The sequence below is a fragment of the Wolbachia endosymbiont (group B) of Melanostoma mellinum genome (assembly GCF_947251465.1).
GTDB lineage: Bacteria > Pseudomonadota > Alphaproteobacteria > Rickettsiales > Anaplasmataceae > Wolbachia.
In genome coordinates, this window is record NZ_OX366366.1 from 1,627,523 (window position 1) to 1,648,545 (window position 21,023).

Genomic DNA, 21,023 nt, shown 5'->3' on the forward strand with positions numbered 1-21,023 from the left:
TATGTGTAATTTTTATAGCCATTTTAGACAGTTCACTAGATTCTTAATGATGGGATATGTCTAACTTAGAAAAGGTTTTCATAAGTGTTAAAGTGAATAATTATGTTTTTTCCCTGAGTTGTAAAATTTCAGAATGAGAAAAACCTGTAGTTTGTGATATAATATCAGTAGAGACACCAGCTTTAAGTAGGTTTTTTGCCACAGCTATTTTAGCTTGTTTTTCGCCCTCTTCTCTCCCTTTTTCTGCACCAATTTTAATACCTTCCGCTTTACCTTTTTCATGGCCGATTTGGATGCCTTCTTGTCTACCTTCTTGTCTACCTTTTTGAGTGGCATCATCGAGTTTTTGAGCAAGGACAGCCTGTTCATCACGAATACGCTTGATCTCTTGTTCATAGGCAATAAATTCTTTTTCTGACCAGTTGAACCTATTTAGTTCTTCATATGCTCTTTTAATTATTAAATCACTTCCTATTATTCTCTCTAGCTCTTCTTCACTAGTTTCGTCTGCATATCTAAAGAAGTAGACCCATTTTTCAACTATACTTGAAAGCTGATCTTCTTTAGTTTTTGGAAATTTAGGCAACTCAATAAATATGAAGTAAAAATCTTTTAAATCATGTTCATTAGTATTTTCATCGCGAATAGTATGCTTTGATTTGTACTCAGACTTATCAGGAAATAAAATACAATCTGCTATAGCAATAAAGATAATTTCCTTAAGGTCATGGTATTGATCACCCTTACTAGCTTGTCTTGAATAAGCTTTAGCTGCGTAATATTGGGCACGTTTTTCAAAGCCTTTGGTTTTAGCGACCTGCATTTCGACTATCACTTGCAGCCCATTTTCATCTCTACAGAGAACATCAACAATGCTTTGTTTTTTAGAAGCAATATCAGGGTCTTGAATAGTACTTAAAAACTCTATATCCTTTATTGTACTTTTGCCAGTGAAGCCAAGAATATCATTAAGAAAGTGAATAAGGATATCTTTATTTTTTTCAGTACCAAAGATACGCTTAAACGATATATCATTCTTGGGATCGAGAAACTTAGAAAGAGCCATGATAAATTAACCTAGAAAGCATTAATAATTATACACAATTCTGAAGAAATATTCAACTAAAATTCAAACATAAAAGTTTTTGTATATCTTTATTTGGTAGTATTAACCTATATAATATCTATTTCTGTATGGCAAAGTATACTACTGTTTCCATAAGGTACCAAATAGCACAAAGAGCAAGAAGCTGGAGATTAAAGAGAAAATATACCCTGAAGGATTTAGTAGGCAAAACAGGCATAAACTATCATACGCTGCTAAGATATGAGCAAGGAACATGTGGCATTCCAATTGAAAGGCTAAAAGTGATAGCAGAAGCGTTATCAATTCCTATTAGAAATCTATTTCCTGGGCGAAAAGTACTAAAAGAAAGTAGTTGTTTCGAGAAAGCTAAGACCGAGGAAATGTATAATTTTATAGAAAAAACAGGAGGACACAAAGCAATTTATGCATTAACCAAATCTATCCGAGCTGAGGAAGAAAGTAATATAAAAGCAGCAAGAATAAGAATTGCAAGGAATCTAGTTAAGGCAGGGTTTGATAATGACATTATCTATCGAGCAACAGGCTTATCAACGGAAGAATATGCTGATAAAGAGAGATACGAGCAAAACGGAGGACAAGAGATAAAAAAGTGGAGAATAATAAAAGGATATACACAAGAAGAATTAGCGAAAAAGCTTAATATAGGGCCCTCACAGATACATCACTATGAACAAGGTAGTGTTACCATTTTAAGTGAAAGATTATGGGAAATAGCAAAAGAATTATCAGTGGATGTTGAAGATTTGATAAAGGAATATAAAGAAAATGATTGCAAAGATGGTGAAGGAGAAAATGAATTATTAAGTTTGGCAAGAGAATATAGAAAAATTGACAATCAGGAATCACGAGATGAGCTGGATACATGGGTAGAATTTTTCTTGCAAAGAAAGCAAATTTACAAAGAGAAGATTGATAAAGTAGAGGAAATGAAAGTTACAAATAATTTACTTCAGTTAGGTTTTTCTACTGATGTTATTTCTAGAATAATTGATTAACAACAACCTTTTTACATAACTTGAAAATAAATATATATATTAATATCTTTTCCTATTCATGAAAAAATAAGTAAAAAAGATTTAAAAATTGATTTGACTTCACTCGGAAGCTATGGCTCTATGCCAATGCTGATAAAAAAACAGCAGTAAATAATTAAAAACAATTTGTTATTAACGAGGAGTATATTTTATGAATAATAGTGAAAAACTTACAGAAGAAATAGAGAGAGTATTACAGAGTGGAGGAGGAAGTGCTCTATTTGATCGTGAGATAGTGTCAGTGCTTCTAGGAGCAGTTCACGACAGAAAGCAAGCACAAGATGTTACTAAAACTCTAATGGATAACTGCCCAGGAATAGGAGAAATTTTGGGACGAGAAATCGATGATCTGAAAATGATAGAAGGAATGACCGAACATGCAGCCGCAGCAATTGAATGTGTTAAAGAAGCTTATAAAAGAGCACTCAGAGAAGGGTTAAAGAGAGGCCCTGTAATGGATAGCCAAGAAAAGCTGATAGAGTATGTAAGGGTAAACATAGGCTTTTCAGCAAAAGAAGCTGTCCTGATAATATATTTGGATAAGCAGAACCGTTTGATAAGAGATGAAGTGTATTTTGGTACAATAGATGAAGTACACTTATCTGAAAGGAAAGTGGTAAAAAAGGCGTTATCAATGGAAGCAGCATCGATAATATTATCTCACAATCATCCAGGGGGGAGTTTAGAACCATCAGAAGATGATAAAGTAATGACTAGAGAATTAGTATCAGCATGTCAAGGAGTGGGAATTGAGTTAGAGGATCACATTATTATGACAGACAAAGGATATTGCAGTTTTAAGGAAAGAGAGCTGTTATAAACCAAATTTCAATTGCTTGAGAAGTTTGGCTACACAATGAAATATAAAATCAAGTAGCAAAAAGACTTAGTCAAGAATCTGTATTGGAGAATTACAAAATATAAAAGATCTTTGTATAGTTTGTATATTAAGTTGTAGTTAAAGAATAAAAGTCCTGATAAAGCTATTCTTTTATTATAAATAGTTGCAGAATATACAAGATCTTTTTATAATTTGCGTATTAAGTTAATTATAAAGCAATAAATTGCTCTATAGACTTGAATAATATGCTTAATATGAGAGGTTATATGACTACTAAAAAAGCAGTATCATTTGATGATATGGATGGAAATACTTATGAGTTAATCATTGATTCTAAAAAGTTACCAAAAGGACTATATAGTGCTATTAGGCGTACTAGCAAAAAAAATCAGCAGCTTATACTTTTAGACGAGACTGATCCGAAAATATTTGATGATAAAAGCAGGTTTGAGAAGCCTGAAGGTGTGCCTTCCCCTAGCGATGTTTCTGAAAAATCAATCAATCTTGGAGAAGGACGTGAGGTTTATAACAAAAAATCTTCAAATCGTCAAAATCCGTTTATTCCATCTTTAAGCAAGATAGAGCCAAGTGCAAGTGAAAATGCAGAATTGAGGTGGTTTAAAAGTAGAGTGGTAAAGGCAAAAAGCGTAGAAGAACTGAACAAGACTATAGACCAAGCACTAAGTGCTGGAATCAGGATAAATGCGTATAGCGAAGGGCAGAAGAGTTTTGCTGATACAGTAATATCGAAAATGCCTTTGATCAAATGCAAAGAAAATGAGAAGGAAGATATAATATGTGAATTGATGCTAAATGGAGCAATATTCAGTTACGATCTATTGCAGGATAAGGGAATAAGTGAAATGCATAACAAACTCTATCAAGAGATTCGTCCACAGATAGATGAGTGGCTTAAAGAACTGAGAGAAATCGGTGAAAGTGCTATTGAAAATGAAGGAATCATAGAAGACGTGGAAATGGATAATCAGACGTTTTTTATGAAATTTTCTGAGAGTAGTAAGGTAAATATTGCAAGAATATTGGAAGGTACAAAAAATTTAGGATTAACCACAGGAGAGGTAAAATTAGGAGGTGATGTTATAGAAATAGGAAATAGTAAGGTTGAGGTTAGAAGTGAAAAAGAAGGTGAGAGGAATTACGTTGATGTGTCTGACAATAGTGCTTTTGAGATAACATTTCCTACAAGTATTGGTAGCCTAAAAATTGTAGTATACCATAATGCGAAAAATGACAGTCAAGTAGAGGTCAGAGTAGCAGATAAAGAAATGTGGTCTGAACTACAAAAGAGAGGGGAAAATATAGGAAAAGGGTGTTTTTTTGGAGGAATGACGGTCACAGAAGCGGTAGAAAAAGGAAGTTTCCCTAGGAGTGGTAAGTGGAGTAAAGAAAAGGCAAAAGAAGAAATAAGGGCGATTAGTAATAATGAAACATTATCATGGGTTAATAGGATATATGGAGGTAGTAAAGAGACCTCTCGGAAACTTTAAACGAAGGGAGGTTTTCTTCCCTTCTTTAACCAAAATCATAAAATTACAAAATCTTTATAAGCTAAACTTAGGTTGTAGCAAAATAACAGATGTTTATTTCGGTAAAATTGTTACGATATGGCAAATATCTCTATAAGATATAAAATAGCACAAAAAATAAGAAGCTGGAGGTTAAAACAAAAGTATACCCTAAAAGATTTAGTAGATAAAACCGGCATAAAATATCATACCTTGTTAAGATATGAGCAAGGAGCATGTGGCATTCCAATTGAAAAGTTAAAAGTGATAGCAGAGGAATTATCAATCCATGTTAGAAATCTATTTCCTAGGCGAAAAGCGCTAAGAGAAAGTGGTTGTTTTGACGAAAGTAAGATCGAATGGATGTATAATTTTATAGCAAAAACAAGAGGACGCAAGGCAATTTATGCATTAACTAAATCTATTGGAGCTGAAGAGGAAAGTAATGTAAAAGTTGCAAGAATAAAAATAGCAAAAAATATTTTAAAGGCAGGGTTTACTAATGATATAATTTACCGAGCAGTAGGTTTATCAACTGAAGAATATTCTGATAAAGAGAGTATACATTATACAAGCCAAAACGGAGGACAAGAGATCAAGAAGTGGAGAATAATCAGAGGATATACACAAGAAGAGTTAGCAAAAAAGCTTAATGTGGGACCCTCGCAGATACATCATTATGAACAGGGGAGTGTGACAATTTTAAGTGAAAGGCTATGGGAAATAGCAGAAAAATTATCGGTGAATGCTGAAGATTTGATAAGGGAAAAAGATTGTTATGAGGATGATGAAGGAGAAAAAGAGCTATTAAGCTTGGCAAGAGAGTTAAAAAAAATTAACAATCAAGAATCACGAGATGAACTGGACATATGGGTAGAATTTTTATCGCAAAGAAAGCAAGTTTACAAAGAAAAGATTTACAAAGCAGAGGCAATAAAAGTTGCGAATAATTTACGTATGTTGGACGTTTCTATTGATGCTATTTCTGAAATAACGGGCTTATCTATTGAGGAGCTTGAAAATTATGCTTTTAAAACTTAGCCTGGTTTAAAAACTGCAGTAGCTTACTGACTCATAAATAATACATTAAAATATCAATAAAAATAGTTGTATATTTAATATATCTAAATTACTGAATGAAATTCTTGTGCTTCTGTATTTAATATATAATGTTCAAATAGATTGAAGTGAATTAACTAAATTAGGTACTAGAAATTTGCTTAATGTAATTCATTGGTATCACAAATGATTATCTTGAGTATGCCAATTTTTCTAAAAATATTGACGGTACTAAAAAAATAAGTTATCCTTTTAACAGATTTATTAAGAAGGTGTGTATGGTTAGTCATGAAAAGAAACATACAGTAGCATTTTGCATTTCAGCTATTGCGTTTTGTGTTGGCATCTCATTAATTGCAGCAGTACTTACAACAATAGCACCTTTAATTGCCATAATTGTTTCAACTATAATAGGGGTAATAACTATTTTGTCTGCTTGCCAAGCTATTGAAAGCTACTCAGTCATAAAAAATAGCAATAAGGTAACAAGTAGTTTGCATGAAATAAAAGAAGCTTTTACAGGAAAGGAAAGCGAGCTTTTTATTGAAAAGGTTTTTAACCATTTATGTGGATTTTTTAGTAGTGAAAAAGAAAGTAGTACACAAAGATAATAAGATTTCTCAACAAGGCAAATTTGCTTATTTTACTTTTCTGGTTCAACTAAAGCTTTAGATTTTACTTGATGTAAATTAAGATACAATGTCACAAAATTTATCGATTACTTTTTGATTGCCTTCTATCATTGCATTTGCCTCCTCCTGAAGAGATTTGATATTTTTTGATGTAATATTATCCATGTCAGGTGATGCTATTTTCAGTTGCGATTGTATGCGTATATATTTATCAGATATAACTTGATCAAGTTGGTAATTTACTGCATCTAAACTTGAGGCAAACATTACGTTCAACAGAGGTTTTATCCAACCTATCTTTCCAAATCTCCTTGAATTAGCTATGCTTCTATCTGTTCTTCCAGTACCTATCGATAACAGTAGAATATCATCATTTGGAAATAACCTCTTACCACTTGCATATGCGCAAGCCGCAGGATTATTGGCAAAAACCCCTCCATCCACTAATACTCTGTCTATCTGCTCAATTTTTAGATGTTTTGGTATGAAATAAGTAGGTGCAGCCGTTGCAGCTCTGAGTGCATCTTTTAGCTTAATATTACCTTTTTTCCAGCTTTTAAAGAAAAATGGACGATTATTGTGAATATCATAACTTGTTATCAGTACCTTACTTAATGTATTTTTTAGAATATCCTCTCCAAAATATTTATCCAGTACAAATTAAATATTTTTATGTGGGTATTGTGCACAGTTAAACCAAGAAAATATTGATCTCCTAAAAAATGAAGACTTAAAAATATATGCTCCGTACTCTTGGTAAAGCTCAACTAAATCATTGGCTGAATATTGGGGATTTCCTTGATTATCTTTCTTGCATAACCCTGCTACAACAATTCCACCGGTTGAGGTTCCTGCCATTAAGTCAAAGATTTCAGCTATAGTTCTTCTTGTTCTTTTTTCTATTTCTGCTAATATTATGGCTGGTATTATGCCCCTTATGCCTCCTCCGTCAACTGAAAGGATATATTTAATCATGTTTAGATATTTAATAATTTTATTAACTTGTTCTCTTTTATCAGGTTGTGTTTCTTGTCCTAGTACTACTGTATGTTTCACTCCTAGAGAAAATTGCACCAACCTAATAATTGATTCCGTGGATCATGCTAAAAAATCCGTGTTGGTTCAGGCATACCAATTTACCTCAAAGCCTATTGCTGAATCCTTGGTTCAAGCTAAAAAGCGTGGAGTTGATGTCATGGTTATTCTCGACGAATCGCAAGTTAGCTCAAAGTATAGTGTTATTAATGAACTGTTTCATCAAAAAATCCCAATATACATAGACTATAAACCTTGTATCTTGAAAAAAGCATCTAATGTTTTAAGCTTAAGCATTAGTTGGAGAAGGGAGGAACTCTGATATAAACCTTAGATATAAAATCTGTTTTGCAGATAAGAGCTCCCTCTCAAAAGTATAGGCTGGACGGCGTCTTAGAAAGACCTAAATGGTTCTAATTCTGTATTAACAAGGTTAGCCTTACTTTTCATTTTTAATGGTAACGTATGGGGTTATATATGATCAACAACTTTCTTGGCATAGATGTATCAAAAGATCGCTTTGATGTTTTTCTCTCATTTATAAGTAAAAAAGGAAAACGTGAAACTAGGAAAAGGAGCTTTAAGAACGATGATCATGGGTTTCAAGGTTTACTGAGCTTTCTACAAAAACATAATGTAGAACAAGTAAAAGCCTGCATGGAAGCTACCGGTTGTTATAGTGAAGCTTTGGCTGAATTTCTACACAATACTGGACATTTTGTTAGTGTTGTAAATCCTTATTGCATAAAATCCTACGCAAGAAGTAAGCTTACACGGCAAAAAAATGATCAGACTGATGCAGAAATTATTGCTGATTGTTGCCAAAGACAGGAACCTACTCGTTGGACACCACCTTCTCCTGAACTGAAAAAATTAAAACATCTTTATCGTTGCTCGGTTGCGTTAAAAGATGAATTGATATTAGTAAATAACCACTTAGAAAAAAAAGAGAGACTGCCCAAAGAAGTTGCAAATGCTTGGGAAGACCTTGCAATGAATATAGCTCAAAAAATAGAAACAATAAAAAACTCCGTACGTGAACTATTAAAGCAACACAAAGAGTTGTTGGAAAATTTTCAACTTCTACTGACTATTCCAGGAATAGGAGAGGAATCAGCAGTAGCTATTTTAGCTGAGGTTCCTGACATAGAAGTTTTTAGAAATGCCAGACAATTGGCAGCATATGCAGGAGTTATACCGAGAAATATAACATCAGGTTCATCTGTATATGCCAAACCCAGATTAAGTAAATCCGGTTCACAACCATTACGTAAGGCACTTTTCTTTCCTGCCATAGTAGCTAAGAATCACAATCCTATTATTATGAGCTTTTGCCAGAGATTAAAGGAAAAGGGTAAGCATAATATGGCCATAGTTGGGTCTGCAATGCGTAAGTTACTTCATATTGTTTTTGGTATTTTAAGATCAAAAAAGGCTTTTGATCCTGACCATATCAAAAACTACAGGGCCAGGAGGTTAACTGAAGGTTTAGTACTTTAAAATCAAAAAATGCTTCCATTCTATCTTACGTAAAATGGCATCTTACACAAATTCATTGAATGTAATTAGTATGTTGATAAGTAAATTAGTTTTATATATACAAGACAGCAGAAATTTACTTATCAACATAACTATAATCTGTATCCGCTATACAGGATGTGAGTTGGAAGTATTTTTTAGTTTTACAATACAGCCTAGGCAATGAGACAATTTTTATAATTTTTTTGTTGACTGACAAGACGGCGTCTGCAATTTCACACAGTAAAATTATGATTATTGATGAGCAAAAAATCATAACTGGATCTTTCAATTTCTCTGACGCCGCGCAGAAAAAAAACGCTGAGAATCTACTGATTATAACAGGAGACCCTACATTAGTTGAGCAATACATCGAAAACTGGAAGGATCGTCAATCTCAATCTGATCCTTATACACCAAAAGTAGAAGAATAATTACTTTAAATCAGCTTTAAGCTCATCCAATTCCTCAGAAAGATTTTTTACCCTTTCCTCAAGTACTAATACTTTTGTATCCGTTCAGAGGTGTGGTTTAAGAAACAACAGCTAGCAGGTTTTGAAAAGGGTTTAATTCCTTTTGTTTCCAAGTCAGATACAACGAAATTATCCGCTCAAGAAATCTATTCCCTCGCTCTGACTGTGCAAAATATGAATTCTTACGATAGACAACATAATGCCGTATCTGTCGCTCAACATGGTTATTCGTTAATGGAATATTCTCTGGGTCATCCAAAAATGTCCACATCATTGACTCGGATTTTATAATACCCTTTACCGTTCGTGAAGCTCCTTTTGCTTCAAGTATATAAGATATTTTTATCATGCAGTACTGTATGTATCTTCGTAATTCTTTAGCTTGCTTAGTGAACTTTGAAATACTAATTTCATTTTCTGACAAAGCGTTTTTTAATACAAACAATCCATTAGCTGCGTCTTTTAAACAATGGCCAAGTCTCATTACTTCACTATTCCAACTATGAGATAACCTCTCGAAATTTCTCAATAAGTGAGCCCAACAAATTTGTCGTTTTTCATCACTGAAGTGGTTGTAAACTGCATATCTGTCAGTAATTACCAGGTTTTTGTAATCACAAAATGCACTATTCTTTAAAAATTTCATTCCTCTTGTATCTGCTAACTTCATAAGACTTGCTTTATTGTTGGCAAACATCCAGCACCATCCCAATTTGCCTTTGTTGTAGTGACTGGTTTCATCAATATGCAAAATTTCGCTTGCTTTTATTTCTTCCTCTATTTGTTCATAGGCTTCTTTACATTTTGACGAAACCCTTGCTTCACTATTGGACACACTACCAACACTTATACTCATGTTAAAGATGTCTTTCATAATATTCGCTATTTCTCGCTTTGAATTCTTATAAAACCCACTTAGTGATGCAACTACTGACTTAACTCTAGGACCAAAGGTATCCGGTGTAACTCCTTCTGGTAATTTGCTACTCCTTCTTTTTCCGCATTTACGACAGCGACCATGTTCTAATTGATACTCAACTACGTAAGGCTTAATTTCTGGTAAATCAACTTTTTGATAGACATATGGTTTTTCCGATATTGCGATTTCTTCACCACACTCGCATCTATTTGGTAACTCTACCTTCACCACCTCATCTGCTTCCATTTTAGCTCGGCAATTCCCCTTATGTCCAACTTGACCACCTATCTTCCTGCCGCCCTCTGACTTATCTTCTGGTGTGTCTTTTTTTATTTTGTACAGCTCTTTTGAACTTGGTAAAGATGAATTCCTTGAGTTTAAGCCGAGTCTCTCTCTTAGTTCAGCATTCTCTATTTCTAAGATTTTATTTTTTTCTTCAAGCTTTGCTACTTTCTGCTCTAAGTTTTTACATAACTCTACAATACTGATCAACAATTGAAGCATCTAGCCTTACTTTACTATCAACATTTTGTGTTATTACTACTTTAATATATTATGTCAATTGTTTTTTATCCTTGCCACACCTCTGAACGGATACATACTTTTTCCATTAAACCATATTCAATAAGTTTATCGTGAAATTGTACCCTTGAGTCTAGCTTGGATAACCACCATATGATTGCTACGGTTTGGATTAATATGGTAATAATTACTGTAATTGGGATTTTTTGATTTTGCATAATGATTTAAAATGTGAGTTTATTATGGATAGCTACTTTAGTGATTACTTTGTTGATTCGTATCTATCTTCTGCTTCTGCAAGTAACTTTATTATTTGATCGTAGGGCTTGTCTTTGTTGTGCCTTGACCTTAACACAGCTACATTTCTAGGTTTTTTTCCATCATCGTTTATAATGTTAGGATTAGCGCCTTTTTCTAGCAAAAATTTGATAATCCTTAAATCACCATAATATGCAGCATTATGTAGTGCTGTGCTTCCATACTTGTTAATAATGTTTACGTTAACTCCCTCATCTATTAAAAACCTGACTATCTCTAAACATCCCCCTTCTGCAGCGTAATGTAACGCAGTTAACTTAGGCATGTGTGTATCAATATCTAATAAATTTTTTACTGAGAATTTTACAGTCTCTAAGTTACAATCAACTATGTTTTTTAAAATTTTTTGAATTTAGTTTCATTACAACTTTTGTTTGTAATTTTGTTTTTTATTCGAGTAAAAAGTGCATTTTTGACAATAAAAACCCTAACTTAATCATAGAAAAATTTTGTATCAAACAACAGTTACTGCTTAGATCTTATGGTTAACGAATATGTGTATAAATACTTTAAATGTGTGTAGACGTATTTATCCACATATTCGTTAACCTATTTTCTATGCAGATTTTTTTAATTCACATTGACTGCTTCTTTAAGCCTCGCATTGGCAATTACTATGATTTTACGCATTAGAGCTGTCATAGCCACCATCTTCTTTTTACCTTTACCAACAAGCCTTGAATAGAAGGCACCAAGCGCAGACTTAGACCTTGAAGCAGACATCGCAGCTGTAAAAAGCTTTTCACGAACGTTGCTTCTGCCACCACTTATTCTGCGATAACCAATAGTTTTACCACTTTCTTTCGGATGAGGTGCAACTCCAGCAAGACTTGCAATTTCTCCCCTACTTACATAACCAAGTTCTGGCATTAGACACAGAAAATCTTGAGATAATTTTGCACCTATTCCTGGAACTGTTTTAAGGATTTTTTGGCGCTTTTGTAACTCTGGATTCTCATCAATAATTTTTTGTATGGTATTGTTGAGCTCATCTATCTGGCTATTAAAGAATTCAATAGTTTTCTGACAGCTTTCTTTTATATGGTCGTTTTCAGGTGCTGCAAGCCTAGATTTCTCTTGAGCTCTCATTTTTGTAATGTCATCACGACGTTGACAAAGTGCAACTAAGGTTGTTTGTTCTTTTGACATAGGTGCAAATAGAGATAGAGTACTATAGCGTTCAAACCCATACTGAGCAAGGGCTCTTGCATCTGATTGATCAGACTTTGCTAAAGTTCCATGAGATAGAACAAAGCTTTTTACTTTGCGAGTATTAGCTCGATGTACAGCAATATCTTTATCAACAAGAAAATGTGCTAAGCCAAGCTCATATTTTCCAGTGTTTTCCAGAGTTACTAAAGAATTAGGTAAGATATTTGAAAAATCTTGAAACAATTGTTGCCAGCCAGCAGTATCATTGTCGAATTCGACAGCGTTCTTCTGTTTGTGAACTGCAACAACATTTTTAAATTTTCCAATATCAATGCCAATAAAATTTTGATAAGATGTAATCATAATAACCTCGATTAGTTTTAATTAATTTAAGATTGTAAACGGGTGCATACATATGTCCCATGCAACTATTCAAACGTATCGAGAGATGGGCTAGTGTACCTTGATCCGAACGGTTATAATACCAACAGTTGGTCGGTCGCACACGCCCGTGATAACTCTATTCCTATAGTGAGTAGGGTTATCTTCCCTCTTATCTCCTTTATATCATATTTTTAACTTACAATAGCTGGAAATTAGGAGAAATAAATAGCTGTTTTTCTCTTTGTTATCAAGAAGAGATAGGAGGCACACTTTTCCTTGGTAATGATAAACTTTCTGATCAGCTATGGAACTTGGAATACAAACCAATTTTGGAAAGATTTAATATCAGCTATGAATATGAAGCAAAGAATCTTACTGATCAAAAGGTTGCGAAAGCTAATTTAACGGAATATCACGTTAGTTGCGAAAATGATAGAAGTTCAGGAAAAGAAGATTCGATACACGAATTAGAAAAACACATTTTAGTATTTTACCCAGGAGTACTGAAATGGCACGAACATCGACATTTGCACAGAAGTTGGAAAAATAGTCAAGCAATATGTGTAATAAGTTAAGTACTTATATTTAGATTCTCATATATTATATTAATAATAGGTTAAAATGTATGAAATAAAAAGAAAAGGACTTGCTTTCTCATGCTAAAAAGGACATGACTTGAATAGCGGCAGGTAAATATAAGAAATTTGTCTGGCGCTAGAAAAGCTAATTTTGTGAGGTAAGTATGAAGTTTAGCAAGAGTAAGTTTTTTAAAGAAGTATCAAGTAAAAACATTAATAAAAGAAATGAAGAAGGAGAGACGATCTTGCATCAAGCAGTAGAAATCTCTGATTACAAAACAGTGAGATTATTAATAAAAAAAGGATCAGAGGTAAATGCAAGAGATAAAAAGGGTTATACACCACTACACTGTGCAGTATTTGCAAAAAGTTTAGAAAATGTAAAAGTGCTGCTAAGGTCGAGAGCAGAAGTAAATGCCACTCAATATGTCACTGGATGTACGCCACTCCACTCTGCATGCAAAATAGGAGGAGTTGAAATAATAAAAGAGCTAGTAAAGGCAGGAGCTGAGGTTAATCAACTGAATAAATATGGTGCAACACCAATGTATTACATATGGGAAAGTGAAAAGTATCGTCTATGTGATAGCAAAGAGAGTGAAAAAGCAAGTAAATTTTTGAGAGAACAAGGAGGAGTAACAAAAAGTAGAGAACTGACATGCTATGGAATAGAGAGGCTAGTGGGAGAAATAGCAGACATGTTGAATGGGAGTTATTTGCCAGAGTTAAAAATAATAGAGATAGAAGAAATAAGGAAGAGAGACAAATCACTGATAAAGGAAGAATGTAAAAATTTAGCAAGCAAAATAATGAGCCAAGTGAACGAAATGATAGATGAGGTAGCGAAAAGGAAGGTTTAAAAGAGGGATTTAAATTTAAAGAAAAGGCGAGGTGGATTATGTTAAAGCTTGGCAAATTTAATAAATCAGCAAAAGAATTATCAGAGAACTCATATAAAAATATTTATGCAAGAGACGAGAATGGAAGAACAGCTCTGCATTATGCAATAGACGCAAAAACAGTGAGTTTATTAGTTGAAAAAGGAGTGAATGTGAATGCAGCAGATGTGAAAGGATACACAGCACTGCACCTAGCGGTAACGGAGAAACGTCTAGAAACAGTTAGAGAATTGATAAAGTCAGGAGGGAATGTAAATGCGGAAGAATATGGAAATAAATGCACGCCGCTGCACCTTGCATGTATGGTGGGGAAAGTGGAAATAGTAAAAGAGTTAGTGGAAGCAGGAGCAGAAATAGAGCAAGCAGATAAATTTGGAATGGCAGCAATGGGTTATGCGAAAAATAGTAAAGAGATAACCGAGGTATTAAAGAAAGAAACAGAGAGAATTGAAAAGTTATTTGAACAGCAAAGTGGGAAATCTTCTATGAGAGGCTAAAAGCATGGAGAAAGAAATAGAAAAGAAGGTAATGAATTTAGAGAAAAAAGCGTTGGTAGAGTTGAGAAGAATATGGAAGAAGGTATATGGGGAAGAGGCGCCTAGATACTCAAAGAAATATCTGATACCGAGATTAGCTTATAGAATGCAGGAGGAAGCGTATGGAAAAATGTCAAGAAAGGGGACAAAAAGACTAGAGTATCTGGCAGATCGGCTAGAGAAAGGAAAAAGAATAAGTAGCGATAAACTACCAGTAGAAGGGACAGAATTAATACTAGAGAGAGGAGAAGAGACACATGCGGTAATGGTGACAGATAAGGGTTTAATCTACAGAGAAGAATTTTTTACGTCATTATCAGCAGTGGCAGGAAAAATAATGGGAATGAGCTACAATGGGCCGCTCCTATTTGGTTTGCGTGATCAAAAGGGAAAGGAAAATGTGTAAAGGGATAAGATGTGGAATATATACTAGGAAGTCAAATGAAGACGGTCTAGAACAAAAGTTTAATAGTTTAGATGCGCAACGAGTAGCATGTGAAAAGTATATAAAGAGCAAAGAAGGCTGGGTAGCATTGGCAAAAAAGTACGATGATGGAGGATATTCAGGAAAAAATTTAGAAAGACCAGCGATAAAGGAATTATTTGAAGATGTCAAAGGAGGAGAGATAGACTGTGTAGTAGTATATACACTAGATAGGTTATCAAGAGAAACAAAAGACAGCATAGAAGTAACGTCATTTTTTAGAAGGCACCGAGTAAATTTTGTAGCAGTAACACAGATATTTGACAATAATACGCCAATGGGAAAATTCGTACAGACAGTATTATCAGGAGCAGCACAACTAGAAAGAGAGATGATAGTAGAGAGAGTAAAAAATAAAATAGCAACATCAAAAGAGCAAGGGTTATGGATGGGAGGAACTTTACCGCTTGGGTATGATGTAAAAGATAAGGAATTAATAATAAATGAAAAAGAAGCAAAAACAGTGCAGCATATATTTGAAAGATATTTGGAGCTGAAGTCAATGGCAGAGTTGGCAAGAGAGTTAAACAGGGAAGGATACCGAACAAAAGCAGATATCTTTAAAAAAGCAACGGTGAGAAGAATAATAACAAATCCAATATATGTGGGAAAGATAAGACATTATGACAAACAGTATGAGGGAAAGCATGAAGCAATAATAGAAGAGGAAAAGTGGAAAAAAGCACAAGAATTGATAAAGAATCAGCCATATAGAAAAGCAAAATATGAGGAAGCTCTGCTTAGAGGAATAATTAAATGCAAGAGCTGCGGTGTAAATATGACACTGACATACTCAAAAAAAGAGAATAAAAGATACCGATATTATATATGTAATAACCATTTAAGAGGAAAAAATTGTGAATCAGTAAATCGAACAGTGGTAGCAGGAGAAGTAGAAAAAGAAGTGATGAAGAGAGCAGAAGATTTATATGAAAAATGGAGAGAAAAAGCAGAAGAGTGGAAAAATTTAAGTTTTGGAAAGCAGAAAGAAGTAGTGAACAAGTTAATAAAAGGAGTAATGATAAAAGAAGATGGAATAGAGGTGAGTTTAGAGAATAAGGTGGAATTTATACCAATAAAAAAGAAAGGAAAGAAATGCACAGTAATTGAGCCAGAAGGCAAAACAAACAATGCACTACTGAAAGCAGTGGTAAGGGCTCATCTGTGGAAACGTCAACTGGAGGCAGGAAAATATGCAAGTGTGAAGGAACTGAGCGTTAAAATTAATATAGGTACAAGAAGGGTACAACAAATTTTAAGGTTAAATTACCTAGCTCCAAAAATAAAGGAAGACATAGTAAAGGGAAGACAACCAAGAGGTTTGAAGTTAGCTGATTTAAGAGAAATACCAATGTTATGGAGTGAACAATTAGAGAAGTTTTACGGCTCAGCGTCGTAACGTTTATAAAAACAACATGAAAAAACATCGAAAAAAGTATGTGCCAGAAAATTAAAAAAGGTTATTGCAAAAGGAGCTACTACAAAGGGCCACACAAAAAGATGTTGAAATTGATATAGAAGAGCAAATAAATGTTACAAAATCAACTATGTAAAAATATCAATACAAGTGATGAAGATTTTAGCATATTAGGTGCAACAATGGTAGAAGATGTATCCAATTTTAGCTGCATATTTTAATAGTAGACCTGGAGTGTAAAAGGCATCTCAGCCAATTGTATGTTCCATATCCTCATTTTGTAGCCAGCTTAAAAACAATATAAAAGAGTATTCTTAGAAGACATTGGTACGAACTCCTTAATCTATAAATTACAGTAGTTTATATTTAAATAATAATCTTCAACTTTTTAGCAAATTAATCTACCTAGAAACTTCTCTCCTAGGATCAGAAGTCCTTCTTAACTCTTCACGTTCTGTCCATTTGTTGTTAGACTCGCTTATTACTTCAGGATGCATTAATCCACCAGATCTAGCAAAAACACCTCGGTCTATAGCTTCAATAACCGATAAACCTCCCAATAAGCAATTTTGCCCTATCTTTTCATAATTTTCTATTCCTTCATTGCAATCTTCTATTGCTTCATTATAACTGTCTATTTCATCGAGTAGAAGTAGGCCTTCTTCACTCACCTCTACTTTTATCCAATTTTTATTTTCTTCATGAGGGCATAATCTAACTTCTAATTCTCCCAAACTAGTATAGAAAGTTAATACTATACTGCTGCCTTCTGTAAGATCTGTATAATTCCTTATGCCATTTTCAGTTTTAATTTCTACTTCACTTCTACCGATCTTTACTATATTTCTTCCACACTTTATCTCTCCATCGGTTAGACCTAAATCCCTTACCCCATCTGTTATCTTTATAATGTCTATTTTACTATCTTTAGAATATTCTAAGTAAAAAACGGAGTTGTCTACTCTTGCATCTTTTAGCTCTCTATTGGTTGCACTTTTTGCGATTTCAATAAATTTATGAGAATTGCTAACATAATCTATATAAGCTTTTTTTAGGTTAGTTTTATGCTCTTTAAATTCTGATGTCAGTGTGTTAGCATCAACTTTATTACCAAACACTGCCCCTTTTGATACTAATTGACATATTATACTACTAGCAACTTTAGGATTTTTTTCTAATTCACTAATTTTTTTTATCACATAATCGGTAAAAGTGTACTCATTGCCTGAAAAGAAATCTTGTGAAAGAGAATAGTTTAATCGTACACCAGACTTTATAGCATCGTTTACAATCTTTTCAAGTTCAGCCATGTTTTGAGCTCGAAATACCTTATCAGAAAACTTATTTAACTTCTCCTTTTGATTTGAAGTTAAATTAACGAGTAATTTACTGGCCTGTCCTTCCTTTTGCTGACGATAAATATTTATAGCATAATCTAATGCTCCTGCTTCTAAAAATATCTTTCTTAACTCTTGAATAAGACCTTCATTGTCCCAAGAAAAACGATCAACATAAGAAAATACTTTTGATTCACCCATTCCTTGCCGAATATTTAGCACCACTTTTAGGTCTGAATCTCTTTTATGCTTACTTAAAAACTCCTTTAAATTTTTAGTGCAGTCTGAATCGAGTACAAGTAAGTCATACAATTCTGCATTTAACTTTTTCTGTTTATCAGTTAGAAATAATTCTTCTATATTATAGCAGAGTTTATTAGTTGCTATTTGTTGTGGAGTTTTACCCTTTCTACTTGTTATATTAGGGTTAGCTCCTTTTGAGAGGAGAGAGTTTGCATTATCGTAATGACCTTTAGCAGCAGCAAGGTATAGTGGTGTTTTTCCTTTATTATCTTGTATGTTAGGATCTGCACCTGCTTCTAAGAGTAAATCTATAGCCTGATTTCCTATGCGACGAAATCCACCAATATTTGCTCCTGCAATCGCATGCAATACTGTTGATTGAGATTCTCCTCTTCTTAGGTTAAGAATTACTTTTAAATCTTTATTGTTTTTATTATCATGTAAAAATCCTTCAAGGGGCTCAGTATTATCAAATGAACCACAGTTAGAAGCTAAACATTTTAGAGCACTAAGTAACTTTTTGTTTAAAATTTTTTGACTTGGTGTAAGATCGTGATCTAGAGCAAACCAAACACAAATCTGTTCACTTAATCCAAGTTTGCTATCTATCAAAGATGGTGGTTCATTATAGTTTCTAACTGATGGTAAATCTCCTGAGTACCACATATCATTCATCAGTTCATTTAATAAATGCTCTTTAGATGATAAATGTTCTATAATGGATTCATATTCAAAATCAGATGGTTCTGGTTTGGATTTTGGTTTTAGTAGATTGATGATAGATTTTACTATCCCAGTAGACTCACCCATACTTACCCTTTAAGCTAAGATATATGATATATTGTATGCGATATGTAACATTAAGTCAATAACCATAATCTTTTTACTACTCACGTCGTTAAGCTTTTGTTAAGTTTTTATGGTGAGTACTGCTAGGTTAAAAGTTGTTTATTACTGGAAGTTTTAGCCAATTTTACTATAGATCAACAAAATTGAGAACACCAGCAATATTTAATATATAGGAATATGATGCTTTAAAGGAGTGCAAAAACTGCTGAAGATTATACAGTAACCTGCGGAGCCACTTCAGCAGAATAAACAAACATATGCTAGTATTAGTAGAGAATTATTTATAAGTCAACTAACTTTTTCAAAAATATTTTAGTAAGAACATCAGTGTTGTGAAAAAAAGTTCAAAACCTTCCAGCGTTGGTAACTATTTACACAATACATACTTTTAGCTCTTAGCTATCTAAGGAATTCACTGGAGATTGATTACTATAAATGTAATTCTGTAGTATATGAGAAATTTCTTCAAATAGTTTTTTGTAATCATCATATTTACCAGATTCTATAGCTTTGCTCAAAGCTGCTTTAAATTTTTTATTTTCCACAATTGGAGTAAAATTACCTTGTAAAATTTCTTTACCTCTTTTGTATTTGTCCAATGAGTCATACGTATTTACTGTAATTCCCTTATTCTTATTACAGTACTGATCAAATGGATTCTTATTACTAGGTGTACTGTATAAGTTACAGGTTATTTCTTGTATCTTTATGTCATTGACGTTTTGAATTCCCCTAATATTTTCAATAGGAATTCCTTTATTATCTGGCACTCTCAATGCAAATTCATTTTTTTCATTTATGTTGAGTATAAGCACCTTCTTACCTAAAGTTAGCACTATAGTTGTAACACAATCCGCAATACTTTCTTTTGCTGCTTCTGGGCGTTTCTGTGATCCAGTAACCATTTTATCATTTTGATCATAAATAAAAATATGTTTACCTAACTTTTCACGCTTAATAATATTAGAAATGAGTACTAGCTGACCTAAGATCATTCTGCTGACATAATTAATATTATCACTTCCACCATTGCTCCAAACAATTCCATAGTAAAGATACTCTAGCTGTGTTCTTATCACCTCAGCATTCGCTGCTTCAGTGCCAAGTAACTTTTCTATTACAGAATTACCTTCTCGACTAAGAAAATTTTCTACATCAATTTTAACATTTTCGTGATGAACCATGTCAAAATTTAATCCTACACAAATAGCTTCATTAGCTATAGTAATCATTCTTATAGAGTTAGAAAAAGAGCCCTTAACATAATCTTGTGCTTGCTTCAATGCTTTTATCACTGTACTTATCTCACCAGTACCTGCTTTAAGCTCAATAATAATAGGAATAGAGCTTAGCGACTTATCAGAACCGCGCACAAGTAAAATAATGTCTGCGTAACCTTTTCCAGCAAATAATTCGAGATAAAGTTTTAGGTGAAAACGATACTTAAAATTTATCAAAAACCCAGCTAAAAACCCATGATGACTTGATTCTTTACCGCTAAATAGAGTTTCTTTTTCATATTTCTTATAGACATTTGTAATATAATTAAACATTCTTCTAGCGTTCTTTTTTACTTCTTCGAAATCTTGATTACTCAATTTTGAAATTAAGCTCTCTAGGTCTTGTTGGTCACGATCTTTTTCTATTTCTGTAAAACCTTTTTGTGAATAATCAGTCTTTTTACTAAAAGCTGGATCAACATTTCCGTACTTTACTTCTTTTCCTGTAATTGTTATTTCATGCTCTTCTTTTTCTAGTTTATCAAACTCTGTTACCATTTTCCATTCCTGTGCTATTTTTTCTAACTCTCCTTGAGAGAACTTTAGATGCATGTTACCATCAACTTGATCAGACACCGTTATACACTTAAGTCCCTCATTAGTTAATATAGCTATTTTTAAAGCTCTATTATCATCAAAACGAAAATGAAGTTTTTTGATACCAATTTTAGTAGCAAGTTCTGTGTCTAATACAGTAGCAAACATACCAAAAAAGAAACTAGGGAAAAAGCCTGGCTTTCCAACTGAATGCAAAAAAGAAGGAGATTGATTGATAAACGATTGGAACCTTTTGTGAAAATCTAGGAACTCGTCTTTTGATTTATTTCTCATTAACAGAAGCTGTACCAACTCAAGCGGCTTGACATTACTTGGCATATT

The 21,023-nt window shown here is 33.3% G+C and carries 18 protein-coding genes and 2 pseudogenes; 13 read left to right on the top strand and 7 right to left on the bottom strand.

Annotated features, from left to right (window positions below; translation table 11 throughout):
• Nucleotides 1–100: 100 nt before the first annotated feature.
• A complete protein-coding gene (locus tag OPR42_RS07595; protein ID WP_265042247.1) occupies nt 101–1,066 on the bottom strand; it encodes an Rpn family recombination-promoting nuclease/putative transposase in 966 nt (321 codons plus the stop codon).
• A 128-nt stretch (nt 1,067–1,194) separates the two neighbouring features.
• On the opposite strand from OPR42_RS07595, the gene wmk (OPR42_RS07600) reads away from it, so the two are divergent.
• The 5 genes from wmk (OPR42_RS07600) (at nt 1,195) to OPR42_RS07620 (ending at nt 6,179) form a co-directional block, all read left to right on the top strand.
• Nucleotides 1,195–2,103, top strand: coding sequence for a WO male-killing family protein Wmk (gene wmk / locus OPR42_RS07600; protein WP_265041412.1), 909 nt, complete (start codon nt 1,195–1,197; stop codon nt 2,101–2,103).
• Between the two features lie 190 nt (nt 2,104–2,293).
• Entirely contained in the window at nt 2,294–2,962 is a 669-nt protein-coding gene (locus OPR42_RS07605; protein WP_264704329.1) for a JAB domain-containing protein, read from the top strand.
• Nucleotides 2,963–3,249: 287 nt separating this feature from the next.
• The gene (locus OPR42_RS07610) at nt 3,250–4,491 is read left to right on the top strand and encodes a hypothetical protein (protein ID WP_265041411.1); all 1,242 of its coding nucleotides are present in this window, start codon (nt 3,250–3,252) and stop codon (nt 4,489–4,491) included.
• 117 nt (nt 4,492–4,608) lie between these two features.
• Nucleotides 4,609–5,550: a WO male-killing family protein Wmk gene (gene wmk / locus OPR42_RS07615; protein ID WP_265041410.1), complete on the top strand. Its 942-nt coding sequence runs from the start codon at nt 4,609–4,611 to the stop codon at nt 5,548–5,550.
• A 296-nt stretch (nt 5,551–5,846) separates the two neighbouring features.
• Complete coding sequence (locus OPR42_RS07620; protein ID WP_265041409.1) at nt 5,847–6,179, top strand: WD_0736 family protein; 333 nt, start codon at nt 5,847–5,849, stop codon at nt 6,177–6,179.
• 78 nt (nt 6,180–6,257) lie between these two features.
• Here OPR42_RS07620 and OPR42_RS07625 read toward each other — a convergent pair.
• A pseudogene (locus OPR42_RS07625) lies at nt 6,258–7,175 on the bottom strand (patatin-like phospholipase family protein).
• Here OPR42_RS07625 and OPR42_RS07630 point away from each other — a divergent pair.
• The 3 genes from OPR42_RS07630 to OPR42_RS07640 all read left to right on the top strand — a co-directional run bounded on the left by OPR42_RS07630 (nt 7,174) and on the right by OPR42_RS07640 (nt 9,187).
• Nucleotides 7,174–7,557, top strand: coding sequence for a phospholipase D-like domain-containing protein (locus OPR42_RS07630; protein WP_406848679.1), 384 nt, complete (start codon nt 7,174–7,176; stop codon nt 7,555–7,557). The pseudogene OPR42_RS07625 and the gene OPR42_RS07630 overlap by 2 nt on opposite strands.
• A 155-nt stretch (nt 7,558–7,712) precedes the next feature.
• Nucleotides 7,713–8,735, top strand: a complete 1,023-nt coding sequence (locus OPR42_RS07635) for an IS110 family RNA-guided transposase (protein ID WP_114517465.1) — start codon at nt 7,713–7,715, stop codon at nt 8,733–8,735.
• 269 nt (nt 8,736–9,004) lie between these two features.
• Complete coding sequence (locus OPR42_RS07640) at nt 9,005–9,187, top strand: phospholipase D-like domain-containing protein (RefSeq protein ID WP_353272771.1); 183 nt, start codon at nt 9,005–9,007, stop codon at nt 9,185–9,187.
• Between the two features lie 97 nt (nt 9,188–9,284).
• Here OPR42_RS07640 and tnpC read toward each other — a convergent pair whose 3' ends face one another.
• The 3 genes and pseudogenes from tnpC to OPR42_RS07655 form a co-directional block, all read right to left on the bottom strand.
• Nucleotides 9,285–10,637 carry an IS66 family transposase gene (gene tnpC, locus OPR42_RS07645; protein WP_264330462.1) on the bottom strand — a complete coding sequence of 451 codons (1,353 nt, stop codon included), beginning with the start codon at nt 10,635–10,637 and terminating at the stop codon, nt 9,285–9,287.
• Nucleotides 10,638–10,929: 292 nt separating this feature from the next.
• Nucleotides 10,930–11,310: pseudogene (locus OPR42_RS07650) on the bottom strand (ankyrin repeat domain-containing protein); the annotation flags it as partial.
• Nucleotides 11,311–11,555: 245 nt separating this feature from the next.
• Nucleotides 11,556–12,500: an IS110 family RNA-guided transposase gene (locus tag OPR42_RS07655; protein ID WP_264336326.1), complete on the bottom strand. Its 945-nt coding sequence runs from the start codon at nt 12,498–12,500 to the stop codon at nt 11,556–11,558.
• Between the two features lie 332 nt (nt 12,501–12,832).
• Here OPR42_RS07655 and OPR42_RS07660 point away from each other — a divergent pair, with 332 nt between their 5' ends.
• The 5 genes from OPR42_RS07660 (at nt 12,833) to OPR42_RS07680 (ending at nt 16,417) form a co-directional block, all read left to right on the top strand.
• The gene (locus OPR42_RS07660; protein WP_265041483.1) at nt 12,833–13,096 is read left to right on the top strand and encodes a hypothetical protein; all 264 of its coding nucleotides are present in this window, start codon (nt 12,833–12,835) and stop codon (nt 13,094–13,096) included.
• A gap of 167 nt (nt 13,097–13,263) precedes the next feature.
• The gene (locus OPR42_RS07665; protein WP_265041482.1) at nt 13,264–13,959 is read left to right on the top strand and encodes an ankyrin repeat domain-containing protein; all 696 of its coding nucleotides are present in this window, start codon (nt 13,264–13,266) and stop codon (nt 13,957–13,959) included.
• Between the two features lie 38 nt (nt 13,960–13,997).
• Complete coding sequence (locus OPR42_RS07670) at nt 13,998–14,495, top strand: ankyrin repeat domain-containing protein (RefSeq protein ID WP_265041481.1); 498 nt, start codon at nt 13,998–14,000, stop codon at nt 14,493–14,495.
• A 4-nt stretch (nt 14,496–14,499) separates the two neighbouring features.
• Complete coding sequence (locus tag OPR42_RS07675) at nt 14,500–14,940, top strand: DUF2924 domain-containing protein (protein ID WP_265041479.1); 441 nt, start codon at nt 14,500–14,502, stop codon at nt 14,938–14,940.
• A complete protein-coding gene (locus OPR42_RS07680) occupies nt 14,933–16,417 on the top strand; it encodes a recombinase family protein (protein WP_265042387.1) in 1,485 nt (494 codons plus the stop codon). The genes OPR42_RS07675 and OPR42_RS07680 overlap by 8 nt, the downstream gene beginning before the upstream one ends.
• 419 nt (nt 16,418–16,836) lie before the next feature.
• Here the strand turns inward: OPR42_RS07680 and OPR42_RS07685 are convergent, their stop codons facing one another.
• Both OPR42_RS07685 and OPR42_RS07690 read right to left on the bottom strand, forming a co-directional pair.
• Entirely contained in the window at nt 16,837–18,825 is a 1,989-nt protein-coding gene (locus OPR42_RS07685) for an ankyrin repeat domain-containing protein (RefSeq protein WP_265042248.1), read from the bottom strand.
• Nucleotides 18,826–19,259: 434 nt separating this feature from the next.
• Nucleotides 19,260–21,020: a hypothetical protein gene (locus OPR42_RS07690; protein ID WP_265042249.1), complete on the bottom strand. Its 1,761-nt coding sequence runs from the start codon at nt 21,018–21,020 to the stop codon at nt 19,260–19,262.
• Nucleotides 21,021–21,023 lie beyond the last annotated feature (3 nt).